At 36.9% G+C, this 20696-nt stretch carries 20 protein-coding genes; 16 read left to right on the forward strand and 4 right to left on the reverse strand.

What is annotated here, in order from left to right; all coding sequences use genetic code 11:
* Positions 1-8: 8 nt before the first annotated feature.
* Entirely contained in the window at positions 9-1409 is a 1401-nt protein-coding gene (locus KI375_RS22520) for an alpha-amylase family glycosyl hydrolase (RefSeq protein ID WP_212975646.1), read from the forward strand.
* A 112-nt stretch (positions 1410-1521) separates the two neighbouring features.
* Here the strand turns inward: KI375_RS22520 and KI375_RS22525 are convergent, their stop codons facing one another.
* The 3 genes from KI375_RS22525 to KI375_RS22535 form a co-directional block, all read right to left on the reverse strand.
* The gene (locus KI375_RS22525) at positions 1522-2013 is read right to left on the reverse strand and encodes a YajQ family cyclic di-GMP-binding protein (protein WP_212975647.1); all 492 of its coding nucleotides are present in this window, start codon (positions 2011-2013) and stop codon (positions 1522-1524) included.
* 160 nt (positions 2014-2173) lie between these two features.
* Complete coding sequence (locus KI375_RS22530) at positions 2174-2308, reverse strand: DUF3941 domain-containing protein (RefSeq protein ID WP_212975648.1); 135 nt, start codon at positions 2306-2308, stop codon at positions 2174-2176.
* Positions 2309-2365: 57 nt separating this feature from the next.
* On the reverse strand, positions 2366-3226 hold the full coding sequence (locus KI375_RS22535) for a DegV family protein (protein WP_212975649.1): 861 nt from the start codon (positions 3224-3226) through the stop codon (positions 2366-2368).
* A gap of 187 nt (positions 3227-3413) precedes the next feature.
* On the opposite strand from KI375_RS22535, the gene KI375_RS22540 reads away from it, so the two are divergent.
* The 3 genes from KI375_RS22540 (at position 3414) to clpB (ending at position 7353) form a co-directional block, all read left to right on the forward strand.
* Positions 3414-4211: an alpha/beta fold hydrolase gene (locus KI375_RS22540; protein WP_212975650.1), complete on the forward strand. Its 798-nt coding sequence runs from the start codon at positions 3414-3416 to the stop codon at positions 4209-4211.
* 90 nt (positions 4212-4301) lie between these two features.
* Positions 4302-4610, forward strand: coding sequence for a metal-sulfur cluster assembly factor (locus tag KI375_RS22545; RefSeq protein ID WP_207450893.1), 309 nt, complete (start codon positions 4302-4304; stop codon positions 4608-4610).
* Between the two features lie 130 nt (positions 4611-4740).
* Positions 4741-7353 carry an ATP-dependent chaperone ClpB gene (gene clpB, locus KI375_RS22550; protein WP_212975651.1) on the forward strand — a complete coding sequence of 871 codons (2613 nt, stop codon included), beginning with the start codon at positions 4741-4743 and terminating at the stop codon, positions 7351-7353.
* A 441-nt stretch (positions 7354-7794) separates the two neighbouring features.
* On the opposite strand, the gene KI375_RS22555 is transcribed toward clpB, so the two are convergent.
* Positions 7795-7980, reverse strand: a complete 186-nt coding sequence (locus KI375_RS22555; RefSeq protein ID WP_207450895.1) for a YjzD family protein — start codon at positions 7978-7980, stop codon at positions 7795-7797.
* Between the two features lie 212 nt (positions 7981-8192).
* Between KI375_RS22555 and KI375_RS22560 the strand changes: the two genes are divergently transcribed.
* The 12 genes from KI375_RS22560 to KI375_RS22615 all read left to right on the forward strand — a co-directional run bounded on the left by KI375_RS22560 (position 8193) and on the right by KI375_RS22615 (position 20675).
* The gene (locus KI375_RS22560; RefSeq protein ID WP_212975652.1) at positions 8193-8774 is read left to right on the forward strand and encodes a hypothetical protein; all 582 of its coding nucleotides are present in this window, start codon (positions 8193-8195) and stop codon (positions 8772-8774) included.
* Between the two features lie 489 nt (positions 8775-9263).
* Positions 9264-10196 carry a beta-ketoacyl-ACP synthase III gene (locus tag KI375_RS22565; RefSeq protein WP_212975653.1) on the forward strand — a complete coding sequence of 311 codons (933 nt, stop codon included), beginning with the start codon at positions 9264-9266 and terminating at the stop codon, positions 10194-10196.
* A gap of 399 nt (positions 10197-10595) precedes the next feature.
* Complete coding sequence (gene fabF, locus KI375_RS22570; protein WP_212975654.1) at positions 10596-11831, forward strand: beta-ketoacyl-ACP synthase II; 1236 nt, start codon at positions 10596-10598, stop codon at positions 11829-11831.
* A 214-nt stretch (positions 11832-12045) separates the two neighbouring features.
* Complete coding sequence (locus KI375_RS22575; RefSeq protein WP_212975655.1) at positions 12046-12762, forward strand: LytR/AlgR family response regulator transcription factor; 717 nt, start codon at positions 12046-12048, stop codon at positions 12760-12762.
* The gene (locus KI375_RS22580; RefSeq protein WP_212975656.1) at positions 12762-14090 is read left to right on the forward strand and encodes a sensor histidine kinase; all 1329 of its coding nucleotides are present in this window, start codon (positions 12762-12764) and stop codon (positions 14088-14090) included. The genes KI375_RS22575 and KI375_RS22580 overlap by 1 nt, the downstream gene beginning before the upstream one ends.
* Before the next feature lie 136 nt (positions 14091-14226).
* A complete protein-coding gene (locus tag KI375_RS22585; RefSeq protein ID WP_212975657.1) occupies positions 14227-15024 on the forward strand; it encodes a hypothetical protein in 798 nt (265 codons plus the stop codon).
* Positions 15025-15035: 11 nt separating this feature from the next.
* Positions 15036-16550, forward strand: a complete 1515-nt coding sequence (locus KI375_RS22590) for a hypothetical protein (RefSeq protein ID WP_212975658.1) — start codon at positions 15036-15038, stop codon at positions 16548-16550.
* Between the two features lie 3 nt (positions 16551-16553).
* The gene (locus KI375_RS22595) at positions 16554-17225 is read left to right on the forward strand and encodes an ABC transporter ATP-binding protein (RefSeq protein WP_212975659.1); all 672 of its coding nucleotides are present in this window, start codon (positions 16554-16556) and stop codon (positions 17223-17225) included.
* A 624-nt stretch (positions 17226-17849) separates the two neighbouring features.
* Positions 17850-18812, forward strand: coding sequence for a ZinT family metal-binding protein (locus tag KI375_RS22600; RefSeq protein WP_244852970.1), 963 nt, complete (start codon positions 17850-17852; stop codon positions 18810-18812).
* Between the two features lie 397 nt (positions 18813-19209).
* Positions 19210-19416, forward strand: coding sequence for a hypothetical protein (locus KI375_RS22605; RefSeq protein ID WP_212975660.1), 207 nt, complete (start codon positions 19210-19212; stop codon positions 19414-19416).
* A 113-nt stretch (positions 19417-19529) separates the two neighbouring features.
* The gene (locus KI375_RS22610) at positions 19530-20261 is read left to right on the forward strand and encodes a DUF2268 domain-containing putative Zn-dependent protease (protein ID WP_212975661.1); all 732 of its coding nucleotides are present in this window, start codon (positions 19530-19532) and stop codon (positions 20259-20261) included.
* Positions 20262-20444: 183 nt separating this feature from the next.
* A complete protein-coding gene (locus KI375_RS22615; protein ID WP_212975662.1) occupies positions 20445-20675 on the forward strand; it encodes a YuzI family membrane protein in 231 nt (76 codons plus the stop codon).
* Positions 20676-20696: the final 21 nt, after the last annotated feature.

The following is a 20696-nucleotide window of genomic DNA, read 5'->3' on the forward strand; positions in this document are numbered from 1 at the left end:
TATGAAAGTTGCTAAAAAAGATAATGATTATAATTCTATTTAGTCAAATACTCTTGCTAATGACTGTTACAGTTAGTGCAGAAGAACAGTATGGACAAGAATGGCAAGATGAGATGATTTATTCCCTTATGGTTGATCGTTTTGCAGATGGAAATGTGGAGAATAACTTTGATGTCGATGTCAAAGATCCATTGGGTTATCAAGGTGGGGATTTCCAAGGAATTATCGACCAGCTCGATTACATAGAAGAAATGAATTTCACAGTTGTGCAACTTTCTTCTATTTTTACGAACGAAGAAGGTGGATTTCATGGGGAATGGGTTAAAGATTATACACAGCCCGAGCCTCATTTTGGCACGATGAAGGAATTTAACCAACTTGTAGATGAAGTACACAAAAGAAAAATGAAATTAATTCTGGAAATTCCAGTGATGTCTTCAGAGGAATATCCGAATATTGAAGACACTCTCTTAGCGGCGACTCGATCTTGGATTGATACTGGGATCGATGGGATTCAGCTAAATCATCTTGGAGAATTATCTTCAAATTATTGGGAACACTTTATTTCGGAAATTAAAAAAGCAAAATCAGATATATGGATTACTGGATTTGAAAAGGACTCAGATCAAGCCGAATTAGAGGCTTATGAGCAACTTGGATTTGATGGTATGGTGAATGTTCCTGTAAATCACTTATTGAGAGAAGAGTTTTCAGAACCCAATCAATCTTTTCAATCCTTGTTTGATAGATGGGGAGAAAATGAAGAGAATAATCCTCGAAGGTTTACTTTTTTTGATCATCAGTATACGCCTAGATTTACAACAGAAATGCTTGCAGGCGAGATCTACCCGATCACTGGCTGGAAACAGGCATTAGTATTTTTATATACTCAACCAGAAATTCCGATGATTTATTATGGGACGGAAACGACTGTAGAGGGAGAAGAAATGCCTGAAAATATTCCTTTAATGAATTTTCGGTCCGACAAGGAATTGAGTGAGTATATTACAACGTTAGGACAAATTCGTAAGGAACAGCCAGCCTTAACAAGGGGGACAATTGAAATCCTCTATGAGAAAGATGGAATGGTTGTCTATAAACGACAATACGAATCAGATACGCTTGTGGTTGCGGTCAATAATACGACTAAAGATCAATCAATTCGTTTAACGAAAGAGCAATTAGAAGACGAAAAAGAATTAAGAGGTTTACTAAATAGTGATCTCGTGAGAAGTGCAGATGGAGAATATCATCTTGTTATTGATCGAGACCAATCGGAAATCTATAAAATGACGGAAAAAAGTGGATACAATTTCGTATTTATCCTTTCCATTTTCCTCGTATTCGTTCTATTTGGTACGTTTATGTATATGGCATGGCGGAGAGGAAAGAACAAACCGATTGAATAAAATGTTGCCAAAAAGCATCTGAATCTTACTATAAAAGAGGAGCCTTCCAAAAGTCAGTTCATGGACCGTTTTGGAAAGTTCCTCTTTGCTGCTTTACCTTATGTATGAATGATTATCGATAATTGACAAATTGAACATCAATTGGAAGATCAGCCTCTTTGATGAGATGAATGATTTGCTGAAGATCATCACGGTTTTTGCCAGTTACACGGATTTGTTCGTCTTGTGTTTGGTTTTTCACTTTGATCCCACTTTGTTTAATGAGTGTATTGATTTTTTTAGCATTTTCTTTGTCAATCCCTTGAACAATCTTCGCTCTTTGTCGAACCGTACCACCAAAGGAAGATTCAATTTTGCCATAATCCAGATTCTTAATCGCAACTTCTCTCTTGATTAGTTTACTAAGTAATACATCTTTTAGCTGTTTCATTTTAAATTCATCATCAGAAATAAGCACAAGCTCATCATCTTGTAAGCTGATTTCACTTTTACTTCCTTTAAAATCATATCTTGTTTGAATTTCTTTCATGGCAATATTAATCGCGTTCGTGACTTCTGATAAATCTACTTTTGAAACAATATCAAATGAATTTTCTTTTGCCATCTTTTTCCCTCCCATAATATGTTTGCCTTTCATTATAGTAGATTAAAGTTGACGGAACAACTTTCTGGCCCACATGATAAGGGTTAAAATGGTATTGGACTGTACGTGTCGCCTATTTTAAAAAGCAAGCAAAAAGAGGAGCGATCACGCTCCCCGAAATTTAAAGATGATCTGTTTTCTTTGAATACTGCTTTTTCCCAGTTTTACGATTTCTTTCACGTACTTCATTTTTAGCTTCTTGTTCCGCTTGGTTATCCCTACCCTTTTTGTCGTTATCTGAAGTGGTATAACGCATTTTTCCAATCTCCTTTCATGTGGAAATGATGCTTAGTTTTCCATTTTAATGGAGATATTATGCTTGTTCACTGTTTAAGAAAAAAATCGCTAATGTACCTGGACCAGCATGGGAAGCGATCACAGCGCCAATAATATTGATATAGAAATTTTTTGTGCCAAATCGTGCTTCAATCATTTTTCTCATTTCGAGGGCCAGTTCTTCATCATCCCCATGGCTTATCCCAATCGTCTGATTTTGCAAGTTGACACCGCGCTCCTCCATCACATCTAGCATTCGCTTTAGTAATTTTTTCTTTCCACGAATTTTTTCAATTGGAACGAGTTTTCCGTTCTCGACATGAAGAAGAGGTTTAATATTTAGTAATCCACCTAAAAAGGCTGAAGCTTTGGATAGTCGGCCGCCTCTTGCCAAGAAATCTAAATCCTCAACTGTAAATAAATGTTCCATATGTTGACAATGAAATTCAACATCGGCAATGATTTCCTCTAGTGTAGAACCGGCTTTCAATTGTTCAGCTGCTGCTTTTACGCATAATCCATAGCCAATAGAGGCACATTTTGTATCAATAATTGTTAGGTCTAATTCTGGGTATTCTTCTTTTACCTGGTCACGGATCATAACAGCAGTTTGGTAAGTACCCGATAATTCAGAAGAAAAAGCAATATACAACCCTTTCTGCCCTTGTTTTGCTAAATTCGTAAATAATTCCTGGAATCGTTGGGGGGATACTTGAGACGTTTTGGGCATTTTCCCAGCACGAATTTCTTTGTATATTTCATTCGGTGTTATGGTTTCCAAATCTAAATAATTATTGTTATTTACATGAACTTGGAGAGGAATTAAGTGAATATCTTGCTCTTGAAAATATGATAATGGCAAATCAGATGCACTGTCTGCAAATAGTTTTACTGTCATCCCGAATCACTCCTATCGCTAAAATATAATAAAGGCGAGGTTAATTTTCTTAAGTGTACCGATTTTATCTGAAAAGTACAATCACTATTTGGGAAAAGACAGGTAAAACAGCACACCATTTGGCACTTAATCGTTATAGTGATAAGATGAAGATACTTGAAAGTCAATTTTGTAAAGGGGAACCAGCATGATTGAGATTCATAATGAAATGGTAAAAAATATTCCACTTCTCCATGTCGTAAAGAGCGAGCATCGGAATCTTGTTCGACCGATGGTGTTTTTTATTCATGGATTTACATCCGCAAAAGAGCATAATCTTCACTTTGCTTATTTATTGGCAGAAAAAGGATTCCGGGTCGTATTACCGGATGTTGATCTTCATGGTGAAAGAAATAATCAGCAAACCCGCAAAGAAATGATGTTCCAGTTTTGGAGAATCGTTGTACAGACAATTGCTGAATTAGAAGAGATAAAAAACGAATTCGTTGATAAAGAACTGGCTGAAGCTGAGAATGTCGGACTTGTTGGCACTTCAATGGGTGGCATAATTACTTTTGGAGCCTTGACACAGTATAAATGGATTAAAGTAGCTGTTTCCTTAATGGGAAGTCCTAATTATGAGAAATTAGCAAGAGGGCAAATTGCACAATTAAAAGAAGCGGGGATACAGCTTCCCTTTTCAGACGAAGAGTTGGAGCATGAATATGAAACTTTAAAACCATTCGATTTGAGTGTGAGCCCAGAAAAACTAGCACAACGACCTCTATTGATTTGGCACGGAAAACAAGACCCGATTGTGCCATTTCAGCCCACATATGACTTTTATAAGAAACACAAAGAGGAATATACAGAAGTACCTGCCAATCTCCAATTTATTATAGAGGAGAAAACAGGGCATAAGGTAAGCCGTGAGGCGCTTTTAAAAACAGTGGATTGGTTTGACGAACATTTATCTCCTCAACATGATACTGCAATAAATATATAGGATATAGAACTTGAGATCATTTTAGTTTGATTTTTTGACTATTTTGGTATGATAGAAGCAAGGTAACACTTCTAAAAGGAGGAAAAAAGCATGGATGAAGCTTTGAAAGAAAATATATTTGGTGCACTAGAACAAGTGATTGACCCTGAACTCGGTATTGATATTGTCAATCTAGGATTGGTGTATGATGTTGATATGGATGAAAATGGATCAACCAAAGTGACGATGACATTAACATCAATGGGCTGTCCATTAGCCCCTGTTATTGTTGATCAGGTGAATGCTGCACTTGCGGATATACCTGAGGTGAAAGAACTTGATGTCGATATCGTTTGGAGTCCACCTTGGTCAAAAGATAAAATGTCACGTTATGCAAAAATCGCTTTGGGTATATCCTAAAAAAGACTAACCGAGTATTGAGTACGTTAGTTAAGTTCATTGACAGAATGGCGGAAAGCTCCTTTTGGAAGCCTTCCGCTGTTTTTCGTAAGGAAAAGATAAGAGCGAATGAACGAGAGGGTGTGATTAGATGGATCTAAGCAATATGACGATGACCATGCAGGAGGGTTTTGTTGAGGCACAGCAAAAAGCCATAAAGGAGAATCATCCTGAACTGGATATTATTCATCTATGGTATGCCTTATTAGAGAAAAATGATAGCTTATTGGCTGGTTTATATGAACGTTTAGGAATAGGGAAAAGTGAAATTCAGCAACAAATTGATCAGTATATTGCAGCAAAACCTGAAGTGACAGGGGAAGGGATAAAAGGCGGACAGTATCTTAGTTCGGACCTCCAGAATTTAGTGCGGACGGCAGAAACAGTGAAAGCAAAGATGGACGATGAGTATGTATCTGTCGAGCATATGGCCTTAGCTTTAATGAAGCTGCCTTACAATGAAATATACAAATTTTTAGCTCAAAAAGGGATCACAGAAAAAAATCTAAAAAATGAAATTGACCGGATTAGAGGAGGACAGCATGTGACTTCACAAAACCCTGAAGCAACGTATGAAGTATTGAAAAAATATGGAAGAGACCTTGTTGCAGAAGTAAAGGAAGGGAAGCTTGACCCTGTTATTGGCCGCGACCAGGAAATACGGAATGTTGTACGGATTTTATCAAGAAAAACAAAAAATAACCCGGTTTTAATTGGAGAACCGGGTGTTGGGAAAACAGCGATTGTTGAAGGGCTGGCGCAAAGAATTGTCAGGAAAGATGTACCAGAAGGACTAAAGGATAAAACCATTTTTTCTCTGGATATCGGTTCCTTAATTGCAGGGGCAAAATTTCGAGGTGAATTTGAAGAACGCTTAAAAGCTGTATTACAAGAAGTGAAGAAAAGTAAAGGAGCGATTCTTCTATTTATTGATGAAATTCATACGATTGTAGGAGCTGGAAAAACAGAGGGAGCAATGGATGCCGGCAATATGTTAAAACCAATGCTGGCACGGGGAGAGCTGCACTGCATTGGTGCAACCACCTTAGATGAATATCGACTTTATATTGAAAAAGATGCGGCTTTAGAGCGCCGTTTTCAAAAAGTACTAGTCACAGAGCCAACTGCAGAAGATACGATTTCTATCTTACGGGGGTTAAAAGAACGTTTTGAAATTCACCATGGGGTCAATATTCATGACAGGGCTTTAGTGGCTGCAACGACCCTATCTGATCGCTATATAACCGATCGTTTCCTTCCAGATAAGGCAATCGATCTTGTAGATGAGGCTTGTGCTAATATCCGAGTAGAAATTGATTCGATGCCAACAGAGCTTGATGAAGTAACAAGAAGAGTGATGCAATTGGAAATCGAGGAAGCAGCTCTTCGGAAAGAAGAGGATGTAGCAAGCAAAGAACGCCTCGAAATTCTGCAGAAGGAATTAGCAGATCTAAAAGAAAAAGCGGATGAAATGAAGGCGAAATGGCAAGCTGAGAAAGATGAAATTTTACAACTTCAGGGAAAAAGAGAGGAATTAGAGAAATTCCGCAGACAGTTAGAGGACGCTGAAAATCAATATGATCTAAACCGTGCCGCAGAACTCCGCCATGGGAAAATTCCAGCAATTGAAAAAGAGTTGCAAGCAATGGAAGCGAGAGTGATTGCACATCAAGAAGATGAAAACCGCCTTGTGAAAGAAGAGGTTACGGAAGACGAAATTGCTGAAATTGTTTCACGCTGGACGGGTATCCCTGTCATGAAATTGGTTGAAGGGGAAAGAGAGAAATTATTAAAATTGGGATCCATTTTGCATAAGCGTGTGATAGGACAAGATGAAGCGATTGAACTTGTGAGTAATGCAGTTCTCCGGGCAAGAGCAGGGATCAAGGATCCGAATAGACCGATTGGTTCATTTCTTTTCCTTGGACCTACAGGGGTGGGGAAAACAGAATTGGCAAAGGCTTTAGCAGAAACTCTATTTGACAGTGAAGAGCATATGATTCGTATTGATATGTCCGAATACATGGAAAAACATGCCGTATCACGTTTAATCGGGGCACCACCTGGATATGTTGGCTATGAAGAAGGGGGACAACTAACAGAGGCCGTCCGTAGAAAACCCTATTCTGTTATTTTATTGGATGAAATCGAGAAGGCGCATCCTGAAGTATTTAATATTTTATTACAAGTGCTGGATGATGGACGGATTACCGATTCTCAGGGAAGACGGATTGACTTTAAAAATACAGTGATTATTATGACTTCCAATATTGGTTCAGCTCACCTACTGGAACGTGAAGGGGATCAAGAAGAAATTGACGAAAAAACAAAAGAGCTTGTATTGGGGCAATTACGAACTGCCTTTCGACCAGAATTCCTCAACAGAATAGATGATACCATTTTGTTCAAACCACTTACATTTAATAATATCGTGGGCATTGTAGAGAAACTAGCTAATGAACTACAGCAACGTTTAAATGAACAAAATATACAATTAGAAATGACAGAGGCGGCAAAACGTTTTATTGCTGAGGCAGCATATGATCCAATATATGGTGCTCGTCCGCTCAAAAGATATATGCAAAGTCATATCGAAACAAAACTGGCAAAAGAAATAATTGCCGGGCATGTCCATCCTTTTACTACCTTGAAAATCGATGTAGAAGACGAGGAAATTATAATCAGAAATGCAGTCAATGCCTAACAAGAAAAGCGCAAGGCGCCCGCCTATCGGCGACAAGCAAATGTTCTGAGACAAAGAAAGGCGTTCTTTGCCTTTCATTGGCTCAGGTTATTTGACCTCGAGCCGATGGCGCCTGGAGCTAGACATCAACCGCAATGTAAACAGTTATCCACAAGCGACAATTTTATAGTTTCCTTAACAAGAACAAAAGCGCAAGCGCCTTGATGTAAGAAGAAAGGCTAAATTCGCGCCGTCCTGGTGGCAGACTCAAACGCGACGACAATCGATACGTCTGCACTAGTACATCCTGTACGTCGCAACGCCGATGGACTTGCTTCTGCGATCTTTGAGAGGATAGGAGCTGAAGCAAGGCATCGACCGCAACATAAGCAAGTTATCTTCATGCTAGAATTTTACAAATGCCTAAACATCAAAAAACTCGCCAAAAAATGGCGAGTTTTCTTAACGTTCGCTAGCTGGTTGTGGTGATACTGATACTGCCCCGATTAAGGAAACCAAAACAAAGATCACAACACCAAAAATGGACGCAGTTCCAAATTCATATGGAGTACTATTCATAGAGCTAATAACATAACTCACTACATGTCCAAGAATGAAGGCCCATACAAAGGTCATAACGAATTTCATATTACATCCTCCGAAAATTAGTCTATTTTCCTATAATGAATAACTGATACATGAATAATTCAATCATATCATAGCGATAAAAATTAATAAAGTGAAACCTTCCACAGTGATGATGGGCCAATGAACTTTAAAGGATTGTTGTAATAAAGATAAAGAGAGGGGGAATATGCATAGTCTAATAATAACAGTGCAAATAGGGAGATGAAAAAACAATGAAATCTGCTATTGTTTTAGGAGCACGGCAACAATATGGATTTAAGCTATGTGAAGAATTACTGGAACAAGGTTATCAAGTGAATGCAATGGATTTTAATCAATGGCAAACAACTGAGCAGGAAGAAAAATGGTTATTTATTGGAAGGAATGCGAACTTACATTATGCCCCTTTACATGAAAATGAAAATATTTCCGATAATCAAGCCTTAATGCTCATTGTCCCCTTAATTGACTTTTATTCGCGGCAGAAAACAGAAGTACACGATGCATTACTTTCTATTTTAAAAAAACTGAATGAATTGCAGGCTCGAACGCCGCTTGTGCTTATTCAGCCATTGACTATACAGCGCTCCTATTCAACATTTTCTCAAGAAATAGAGAAAATCAAGGAAGATAGAATTAAAATGGGTGGGGGTGTGTTGGAATATCACATTATGATAGGAAGAGACATGGACAATGAAGATATTTATTTTAGAGAGAACGAAAAAAGTGGATGGATCAGAAATATTGAAAGCAAGAAAATACTTAGTTCTATGTGTCGACACATAGAAGAGAGAATACAAAACGAAGAATCGTAAGGAGGACACCTTTAAGTAAAAATAGTTTGTTGCCCAATCATTTACTGGTTTTATTTATCCCGAATTAATAACTGGCAGTAAGACCCCCTTCCAAGAATTTGAGGTGGAAACGAGAATTGTAAGTGAGGGGCAAACTGCCAATAAATACCCGATTGGTTCAGGCCTGCAGGACGCAGGTCACAAAGGGGTTGCGACGCACAAGACGTACTAGTGCGGGCGAAACGACAGGATGCTGCGAATTTAGCCTTTGATCCTTTACATTCAGTGGGGATGAAAAAAACCCACTGAATGAAGTTTCACTTTATGGAAAAAGAGGGAAAGCTAATTAAATGACGAAGTATATAAGTGAATTAGTCTTACAAATCAAAAGAGGGCAGGAAAGCGTCTGGCGAATACAGGCAATTTACAATGAAAATGTATGATGGTATACTTAGTACCAAGTCTTAATATATGATGATAATGTTTGTATTTAGAAAGTGGGGGCACAGGATGGGTGTTGGAATAATTGGGATTGGTAAGTATACTCCTGAGAAAGTTTTAACAAATAAAGATTTAGAGCAAATGGTGGATACCTCTGATGAATGGATTCGTACTCGTACAGGAATCGAAGAGAGAAGGATCGCTTCAGATGATATAAATACTTCCGATATGGCCTATCAAGCTGCAAAGCAAGCTATGGAGGATGCTGATGTGTTACCAGAGGAGATTGATTTACTTATGGTCGCAACAGTAACACCAGATCAGCCGTTTCCTACGGTATCTTGTATTCTCCAAGAACGACTAGGTTGTAAAAATGCTGCAGCTATGGATCTTAGCGCTGCCTGTGCGGGATTTATGTATGGTATGATAACAGCTAAGCAGTTTATTGAAACAGGTTCATATAAAAATATATTAGTAGTAGGTGCAGAGAAATTATCGAAAATTACGGATTGGGATGATCGCAATACAGCTGTGTTATTTGGTGATGGGGCTGGTGCAGTGGTTTTAGGCCCTGTTTCCGAGGGCAAAGGCATTCTAGCTTTTGAATTAGGGGCAGATGGATCTGGTGGCAAATATTTGTATCAAGATCAACATATTATGATGAATGGCCGAGAAGTGTTCAAGTTTGCGGTACGCAAAATGGGTGATGCTTCCGTCAATGTGATCGAAAAAGCTGGTCTTACGAAAGATGATGTTGATTTCTTAATTCCGCATCAAGCTAATATCCGCATTATGGAAGCTTCTAGAGAACGTTTGGAATTACCATTAGAAAAAATGTCAAAAACTATTCATAAATATGGAAATACTTCATCTGCTTCCATCCCACTTTCCTTGTATGACGACTTAGAATCTGGAAAGATTAAAGAAGAGGATGTCGTCGTCATGGTAGGTTTTGGCGGAGGTCTTACGTGGGGTGCCATTGTTATGAAGTGGGGGAAATAACAATAAAAGCGGAAGACGGTTGAAACGGGAACTCAGCTAAGCTCATCACGTCCTGCGGGATAGCGGTAAGTAAATACTTTCCAAGTCGAAAGGGTGCTGTATTCTGATATTTGACCTCAAACTCTACCGCCTAAAGCTAGACAAACAAAATCAGGAACATTAAAATTAATAATTTATAGAGGATGTTCAAAAAGTCTGGTAAAAATAACACTTTGAGATAGGGATCTTTGACTAAGTACCGACACGTCCTATGTCGAACCACGAAGTCACCACAACCTCGTTGGCTTGCCTGTCGGTGTTGCTGGCAGGACGTCAGCACTTTTAACTGACTTGGTCTTTTTTATCCTCCTTTTTGAACACGCAATTATCCTTCTTTTTTTATTAAAGGAGCTGGAAAAATTGAAAAGAAGAGTTGTAGTAACAGGGATAGGCGCTATTTCTCCTGTAGGGAATGACGCGAAAACATCATGGGAGAATGTTATTGCTGGAAAATCTGGTGTGGGACCTTTAACGAGATTGGACCCAGAGCAGTTTTCTGCGAAGGTAGCGGCAGAAGTAAAAGACTTCGATATTGAAAAATATATCGAGAGAAAAGAAGGCCGTAAAATGGATCGATTTACCCATTATGCATTAGCTTCTGCGATGATGGCAGTAGAAGATGCACAATTAAAGATTGATGAAACGAATGCAGACCGAGTAGGGGTTTGGATTGGTTCTGGAATTGGCGGACTGGAAACATTAGAAAATCAATTCGAAACATTTCAAAAAAGAGGCTATCGTCGTGTAAGTCCATTTTTTGTACCGATGATGATTCCGGATATGGCAACTGGCCAAGTGTCCATTTATCTTGGTGCAAAAGGAGTTAACTCATGTACTGTAACAGCTTGTGCAACAGGCACGAACTCAATTGGCGATGCTTTTAAGGCTATTCAAAGAGGCGATGCAGATGCCATGATTGCTGGCGGTGCTGAAGCTCCGATTACCCGAATGTCTTATGCTGGATTCTGTGCGAATACGGCATTAACAACAAATCCTGATCCTCAGACAGCGAGTCGACCGTTTGATCTAAATCGTAATGGTTTTGTCATTGGAGAAGGTGCGGGGATTGTAATTTTGGAAGAGTTGGAACAGGCTTTAGAACGTGGAGCCAAAATTTATGCTGAAATTGTAGGCTATGGATCGACTGGTGATGCTTATCATATCACGGCACCTGCACCAGATGGTGAGGGTGGCGCAAGATCGATGAAAATAGCGATCGAGGATGGTGGATTGAAACCTGAGGATATTCAATATATCAATGCGCATGGGACAAGCACGGACTATAATGATAAATTTGAAACAACAGCTGTAAAGACTGTTTTTGGTGACCATGCTTATCAATTAGCCATTAGCTCAACTAAATCGATGACAGGCCATCTCTTAGGAGCTGCAGGTGGTGTAGAAGCTATTTTTACTGTAATGGCGCTTAAAGAAGGAATCCTGCCTCCAACGATCAATTATGAAACACCTGATCCAGAATGTGATTTGGATTATGTACCAAACGAATCACGCTCAGCTAACATCACTGCTGCAATTAGTAACTCCCTTGGTTTTGGTGGACATAATGCCACCATAGCTTTTAAAAAATATGAGTAAAAAACTCGGCCCTCACCCGGTTAATATAAAAAATTGAATGAGGGCTAATTAAATATGAGTAAGAAAAAGAGATATTGCATTGGCAGTATCTCTTTTTCTTGTTGTGTATAAACCAAATTGATGGTAACCGTAAGAATAAAAAGTTAAGATGTAAGTAAAAAGGCTCCTTTTAAAATATTGTTTACGTATATAAAGATACGAGGTGGATACACGAATGAACATACTAATTGTTGAAGATGACATTAACATACAAAAGCTAATAATTTCCAGCATACAAGAAGTGGAGAGCGATGTAGAAGTTTATACTACAGATCGTTCAATGAGTGCGCTCGAGATTGCAACGGAAAATTCAATTGATATATTCATCTTAGATATTCAACTCACAGATTATAAAGGCACGAAATTGGCAAAAGAATTAAGGACGATGGAACAATACCGATACACACCAATGATTTTTGCTACAGCTCTGGCAAACGAAGAAATAAACGCTTATCGAGAAATCAAATGCTATAGCTTTTTAATAAAACCTTTTACGAAGGAAGAAGTAAAGCAAACAATTTCAGAAGCAATCGATTATCGCAATCATTTTAGTGAAAAGATAAAATCGATTCGTATTGAGCAGAAAAGTCATATATTTGAATATAATCTGAGTGATATCATTTATATAGAGTCTTTTAGAAAAAAGATGACCCTTCATTTACAAACTGATCAAAATGGTATAACGATTGAAGAAATATCAGGTTATACGCTAAAAGGCATGTTAGAACTTATAAATGATGCTCAATTTGTTCAATGCCATAAAAGTTATATTATTAATAAAAGCTATATTGTTCAGATTTCAAAGGTAGAGGGGCAGATAGCTTTAAAGAATGTTCAACAATCGATACCGATTGGAAATAAATTTAGAACTCAATTGCTGGGGAATATATGATGGACTTTTTTCATTTATTTGCGCAAACCTTTTTGGATACATTATCCATGTATTTGTTATCTAGCTTTATTGCAAAACATCAGATAAAGTTAGATAAAAAAAGCATATATTGGTTTCTGCTCTTTCAACTTTTTTGTATCATTGTACGATTAGAATTTATTTCGGCTACAAATATCTCCTTTAATCAAGTTGATTTTCTAAATTATGATATTCTACCAGTGAATTCATTTGGTGGGGTGTTATTTTTACTCCTGTCCATGCTCGTACTGAACAGCTTATTTTTTAAGTTGACGAATGTGGCTGTTGTATTTACAACAATTCTTACATTTGTTTTATGGATGCTGATTCGAATGTTCAGTGTTGTTGTCACCGGCATTTTTATGGAGCCGGATTTAATGTTGTCTTCTTATGTATATCGTGTATTAACAGTGCTTCTAGCAGGGGTCATTTATTATAAACTCTCTATTATGTTGTTGAATTCATACACAATACGTAAAAGTATCTTTGCAAAAGTTATGTTGGTGAACACACTCATTGCACTATTACTTATAGTGATTTATGTGAATTTCGATACAACGATTCTATTGAAGAATATCTTATATATTGTCATTGCCTTTTCATTTGTCATCATCATTAATCTGTGGATTGTATATGAGCAAAGCGATTCGGTTAAACGAGAAAAACGCGTGGATGCGATTGAGCATTATATTCCAGTTATTGATGAAATGGTATCCGAAATACGTGCAAGACAACATGAATTTAATAACAAGCTACTTGCCATTACGAGTATCGTAGAAACCGCAGACGATTTGTTGAGTGCAAAAGAACAAATTCGGACATATACACACAATGTGGTAACGACAGACAAGTTGAATGAAGTGTTATTAAGTGACAGTAAAGTCATTGCTGGATTTTTATATACAAAAATGAAGATGGCGGAGTTAAAAAAAATTCAAATGAAGACAGAAATTCATACAAGCTTTCAACAAATACATGTAGAGGAATATGAGATTGTTGAAGTGTTAGGAATTTTACTCGATAATGCGATTGAAGCATGTCAACCTTATGATAAAATTTATGTTCAAATTAATCGTGTGGAGGAACAAATTGAAATTAAAGTGTCTAATCCACATAGTTATATTGTAAAATCTACGTTTATAAAGATGTTTGATAAAGGGTACACGACTAAAAATATTCATTCGAGAACAAGAGGCTTCGGTTTGTATAATGTGAAGCAGATTGTTTTGCAATGTGGAGGGAAGCTGATCACGAGTAATCTGGAAATCGATGGTCGCAATTATGTGACAATTGGTGTGCAGCTACCATAATGATCGATCAATGGATAAGTATGAACAAGGGTTTTAGAGGAATGAAAAATATTGATTCCTCTAAAACCCTTGTCTGTTTCTTACGTATTGTAGAACATTTCAATCAAGGTTATAGTAACCGCAGGAGGTTTAGAAAATGAAAAAATTACTATTACTTGAATGGAAGAAAGTGAAGTGGCCAGTACTTATTATGCTGTTTGTTGCGACGGCGGCATCGATGATATTATCCAGTACATTGTATAAGAATTACTCACTTGAATATGATCTTGAGGCATGGGAAGTTGGAATGGAATATATTATTTTTTTATTTCCACTTATTGCGACACTACCAGTAGGTTGGTTAGTCTACTATGAGCGAAAGGACAACTTTTTAATTTATACCCTTCCAAGAATATCTAAGAACAGATATTTATTATCGAAATGGATTGTTCTGGCAGGAAGTACAGGGGTAACAATGTTTATTATCATGTTTGCGGGCGTGCTTATCGCGCTTTATATAAAGCCGGAGATTATACCTGATCTGACATTACTCGATCCTATAACAGGAGAGCTTACATCATCTATACTTTCGAACCACTTCTTTGGGGAATTATTTGCACATCAACCACTTGTTTATGGATTATTACTAAGTGTATGGCGTGGGGTATTAGCAGCACTCATCTCAACGTTTGCCTTTTTATTATCTCTCTATGTCGAAAATCTGTTTATTATTTTAACTGGCCCCTTTATTTACGAAATTTTAGAAAACTTTATTTTATCCGTACTTGGCATTCCACAATATCGCTTAGTAACAGCATTTGATCCAACTGCAGTGAGCTCATCTGTGATTAACGGCTATTCTTTTCTGGGTGGCCCACTTCATTTAGTGATTCTTATGGTTTTATTATTGGTGTATTTTAAGAGAATAAAGAAAATGACTGTGTATCCATCGTAGGAGGGTTCGGGATGAAGGCAATTATGTTGCGAGAGGTTCGGCAATTTTTCAATGGGAGAATTTTGTTGCTATTATTTGGTTGCTGCCTATTCGGATTCACAGAAAGACGGGATACAAGTCTTTCCTATGAGCAATTCATTTTAAATATGATAGCTGAGCATTATTACTTAACCTACTTCATGATTCCAGTATTTCTTCTTTTTACATATAAGAGTTTAGAAGAGGATATGGATTATGTTTTAATCAGAAGTCGTTATTATTGGAAATACTTTTTAGCGAAAGCGTCAGGTTTTTTTATAAATATAATAGGCTTTGTTGGTTTTCAATTTGTTGCAATAATGTTAGTAGGTATAGGACTTCAGAAAGATAATTCTTTTTCACTTATTAAGAATCATTTTTCAGGAAGTGAAGAACTTTTTATAGAATACGCTAAGTATTTTCATACACCATTGTTTGCTTCAAGTGTAGCAGCTATCTATATGGTTGTTGGATTGACAGTACTATTTATTGTTTTCTTATTACTTCATCATTTTCTAGAGAAAAAAATAGTCTTAATTGTCATGATCACTCTTTATTTTTTTATGACATTAGGAATTAAAGTTCCAGGTTTGAATCGCATTCCTTTTTTCTTTATGGATAATTACATTATTCTTCATCATAACTTTACTGAAAATGGCAAAATTGTGATGAGCTTAATATCGATGCTGCTGCTATTGATTGTTGCTGCAATTCTTGTAAAATATTTTTGGAGAAAACGACTTACTTGGGCAATAAAGGTGCAAGGAAAAGGCATTACATTTTATTATGCAAGGTATTTATTTACTAAAAAGAATGCAGCAATTTTACTTGTGATTTTACTTTTTATTAGTTTATGGCGAATGATTAATATCTCTTTTGCGGAAAATCCAAATGCTGAAGATTTTTTCTTGTCAATGTTTTACGGGCATGGCGTAAATGAGTTTCATATGCTTCGTTTTATAGAAATGCTTATTTTAAATGGCGGACCGCTCTATTTGTTTGCTATCTTTATTGAGTCAATCAGTAATGAACAAAGCTTGGGGTTAACCATAAGATTAAAATATAAACGTAATTGGGTTCGGACAATTTTACAAATTACAGCTGTATTCATCACGTTTTATGTGGTGCTAATGATTGGAATCGGGGTTGTTCTATGTGTAATGAATAATCTATCAATTTCTGGGTTAACAGTATTTTTGATTCAACTATCCATACTCAAGTTTCTAGACATCCTTTTTCAATTTTTCGTATTCCTTATACTGTTTACTTGGAAAAAGAATGTCACGATGGCTTTCTTAATTGTTTTAGCAACGAATGGGCTGAGTTTATTTCCCGTGACATGGATGATTTACTTTCCAACAGGTTTATCAAGTATGGCTAGAAGTAGCCTTATACTTGGGCAAGCAGGTGTTACATTTCAAATTGGAGTGCTCATTTTAGGTAGTTGTGTTTTACTTCAGTGGGCTTACATCAAGTTTCATGGTTATAAAAAGGTATTAGGAGGATGAAAAATGAATTATGATATTCAAGTAAACAATGTATCAAAAACATATGACAGTGTTTCGATTTTAGATAATGTGAATTTGATGATTGAGAAAGGAACAACTGTTGGCATTGTTGGTGGGAACGGTAGTGGGAAGTCTGTGTTATTTAAAGTAATTTGTGGATTTACAGCTCCTGATACAGGTACAGTCGATATTAGAGATAAACGTTTAGGGAGAGACATTGATTTCCCAGAAGATGTAGGTGTTTTTATAAACTCTCCAGGTTATATTAGTCTTTATAATGGTCTGCAAAATTTAAAGTTCCTTGCGGATATTAATGGAAAAATAGGTATTAATAAAATCAAAGAAACGATGAAAATTGTCGGGCTAAATCCTGATAATAAAGCGAAGGTAAAAGACTATTCACTTGGTATGAAACAAAAACTTGGTATTGCGCAAGCGATTATGGAAGATCAAGATATTGTTGTGTTAGATGAACCCTTTAATGCGCTGGACTATAAGACATATAATGATATTAAAGAGATTATTAAACATTTACAAGAGCAGGATCATACAATGGTGCTAACAAGCCATAACTATCAGGATATTGAGGAGCTATGTGATATTGTTTACTTAATTGATGAAGGCCGATTAAAACCACTTACGGACAAGTTAAAAGAGGAGTATTTTAGCAGATAATCCTAGGTATCAACCAGATGAGTGTAAACAATTTAGATTATGTCTTTATGAAGAAATTAACAGCATATCTGTTTTATAACACAGTCAATTTTGTCTGTTGCTAAGAAATGGTCACTAATCAATATCCATACAGAGGTTGGGACAAAAGTATTTCTACGAAGAAAAAGCCCGACTACTAAGGTGCATAAATCCCTGTTCCTGAAAAGGACTAGGCGGAAGCAACAAGATATTGTGCTTTGATCCTGTCACCAGGACGGGCGTGATCCGAGATCTCACCGATATTTTCCGACGAACGTGATGTTTTAGCTTCGGCGTCGCTCACATCCTGTGACCGACGCCGACCTTCCACAGGAGTCTAGGTATATTTCCTCTACTAAGGAAATGCAATGTTCGTCTTTGGTGTTTTGCATTTTAGTTATCTCACAACCTCGCTACAATTTTTTATCAGCGAATACTTGAAAATTCCTTCCTTAATTCTGAACCACCCACCACTATTCCTACAATGAGAAATGGTATTTAAGAAAAAACGAAAAAAAGGTGCTTGACAAGAAATGCAAGTGCGTGTAATCTGTAAATCGTAACTGTTACGATTTACGTTTTTAAAAAAAAAGGGGATGGATAAATTTGAAGAAGACTCTTATATACTTATTAAGCTTAATGACTTTAAGTATTTTTTTAGTGGCTTGTCAAAATGTGAAGGAAGAGACAGCCACCAGTAATCAATCCGAAGAGGAGGAAACAGAAGTACATACATCTGGAGAGATAGATATAGAAGGTGTCGCTGACCACTATCATACAGGAGATGCCATCGAGCTGGCTGCCGTGCCTAGTGATGAAGTCGATTATGACCACTGGCAGTGGCATACGAAGGAAGATGAACAGTCCGATTGGGAAGTCGTCTCTGGGCAAGAAAACGAAACATTCACAGGGGAAGCAGTTACTAATGGTTTAGAAATCAAAGCTATTTTATACGATAATGACAATGAAATATACGCAGAATCTGCCCCTGTTACTGTAGTAATTGATGATCACCATGGACATGATGAAGAAAGCAGAAACATTTACAAGGGATACTTTGAAGATGAGCAAGTGAAAGAGCGAGAATTATCAGATTGGGATGGAGATTGGCAATCTGTTTATTCATATCTTTTAGAGGGAGATTTGGACGAGGTATTTGAACATAAAGCTGAAGAAGGGGATATGACTTCAGAAGAATACAAAGACTATTATACAGTCGGCTACGAAACCGATGTAGAGCGTATTACGATTGAGAATAACATGGTTACCTTCTTTACAAATGGTCAGGAAATGTCAGGGGAATACACAAGTGATGGGTATGAAATTCTGGAGTATGAAGCAGGCAATCGAGGGGTTCGCTTCATTTATAAATTAGTCGATGAATCAGAGGATATGCCAAAATTTATTCAGTTTAGTGATCATAACATTTTCCCTACAGACTCGTACCACTTCCATTTATATTGGGGAGATAACCGTGAAGAATTATTAGAAGAGGTCACAAACTGGCCAACATACTATCCTTCTGACATGGATGCAGCGGGATTGGTCCGTGATATGTTGGCACATTAAACGCATAGGTAAGATACATTGCTTTTTTTCTTCCTACTTCTCTTTTAAACTATCATTTCATAGCATTTTTACAAAAGAGCTCGGTTGATGGATGAGTTCTCGTAGGGGACGATTGTTTGTTTTTATAGATCTGTTTGGCTATGAGTGACAAATTACACAAACTGTAAAAGAGATACCTCTTTCTTAGCAGGTAGAAGCTGAAAAAAGCATGTTCTTCATAGCATTTTTCACAACGGAAAATAGTAATGGACGAAAAACAACTTTTTCAATGCTTGATAATAAACGAATGACTCATGTATGTTTATCCAAGAAGCTGACGATTTGATGGAAGTCAATATTAAATTTGGCACCATTCGATCAATCCTATTCAACCCTCATTTTAAAACGAAGGTTATGAATGAATGGGATTGGCCAACAAAAAAACGCTTCTGTTTCATACGTTGAAGTACAGTTGATTAAAACAGTGCTTCGATATGTAGGGAAAAAACTGGGCCAATGGTCCAACGAAGTTCAGCATTACCTGCGTTATCATGCCATTGAAACTCACGGCCTTTGTGGTCGTGTTTTTTTATTCACCCTTCTTTTACTATTTAATAAAATGTAATAAGTTTTGTTCCATAGTTAATCGTTTAGATTTGTGGATTTTAAGGGGGAATAGACATTGGGGTAATGGAGACAGATCAATGGGGAGAAAAGTATTTTGAGGAGCCATGGAGAATGGGGAAGTTAGCGCGCCCTGAAATTAAAGATGAGCATGATTTCTATCACTATTTATTAAGATTTGGCATGTATGAGCCATCGAAAAAAAGTTTGCATTTATTTAACCAACTCAAGCAAGAAAAGGTTTGGGAACGTATCGAGAACATTTATCGAACATACCGAAAAAAATGGGAAGGTCCAAGTGTAAATATATACTTGTTTCCAATAAACCAGGATAGTCATTTTTTTATGAAAAAACTTCAAGGCCGTGCAGGTTTATCTTTTTCTGACACTATTTTTCTGTTCATTTCTGCAGGTTTAAGTGATGAACAATTAGAATCGCTGTTTGTTCATGAATATCACCATGCAGCCAGAATGACAGCCTATAAAAAGAAGACAAATGAGTATACTTTATTAGATTCCATTTTATTTGAAGGCTTGGCCGAAACAGCTGTATTAAATAGTTGTGGAAAAAAATATACCGCTTTTTGGACCGAGGCCTTTACAAAAGATAAATTAAGAGAAATGATGGAGAAATTTTATTTACCATCTTTTCAGATCAAAAGAAATGATACTAAGCATGATTACTTACTATTTGGGGGTAGAAAAGGAATCCCAAATATGATGGGATATGCGATCGGGTACGAAATTGCAAGGGGGTATATTCGAAACAATCAGATCACGATGAAAGAAACTTTTTCAATTTCCTCTGATAAGTTAATAGAAAACAATTCCTTTCTATCTGACTAGAAAAGGTATACCTCTGTTTTCAGCGCATATATATGAATTGGGACAAGTTGACCAATAGAATAAGCTTGCAAATCTGTTGGATGTATTAAATCCCCTATCCTATGACCCTAAGAACAAATTCATGAGAGGCGGCAATACGGCCCTTTAGGACGTCGGAAAAAATATATGGGGAAGTGCCAATCAATGATATTTAGAGCCATACTATTTTTAACGGGATTTTGTTTAGCTGTGTCAGGTGGAGTTAGTTTAATTGGGTATTTAAATTTGATGGCGTTGGGAAATAATTGGATGGACTATATAAGTTTTGTAATGAAACGACCAGAAAGTTACTTAGTTCCTTTAGGAATTTTCATGATCACCTCTGCTCTAATGGATATAGATAGAAAAATGGATGATTCCATTCCAAAGGAATAAATTTACTCTCGCCTGCCTATA

It is taken from the genome of Bacillus sp. J14TS2 (genome assembly GCF_018333015.1).
Lineage (GTDB): Bacteria > Bacillota > Bacilli > Bacillales > Bacillaceae_C > Lederbergia.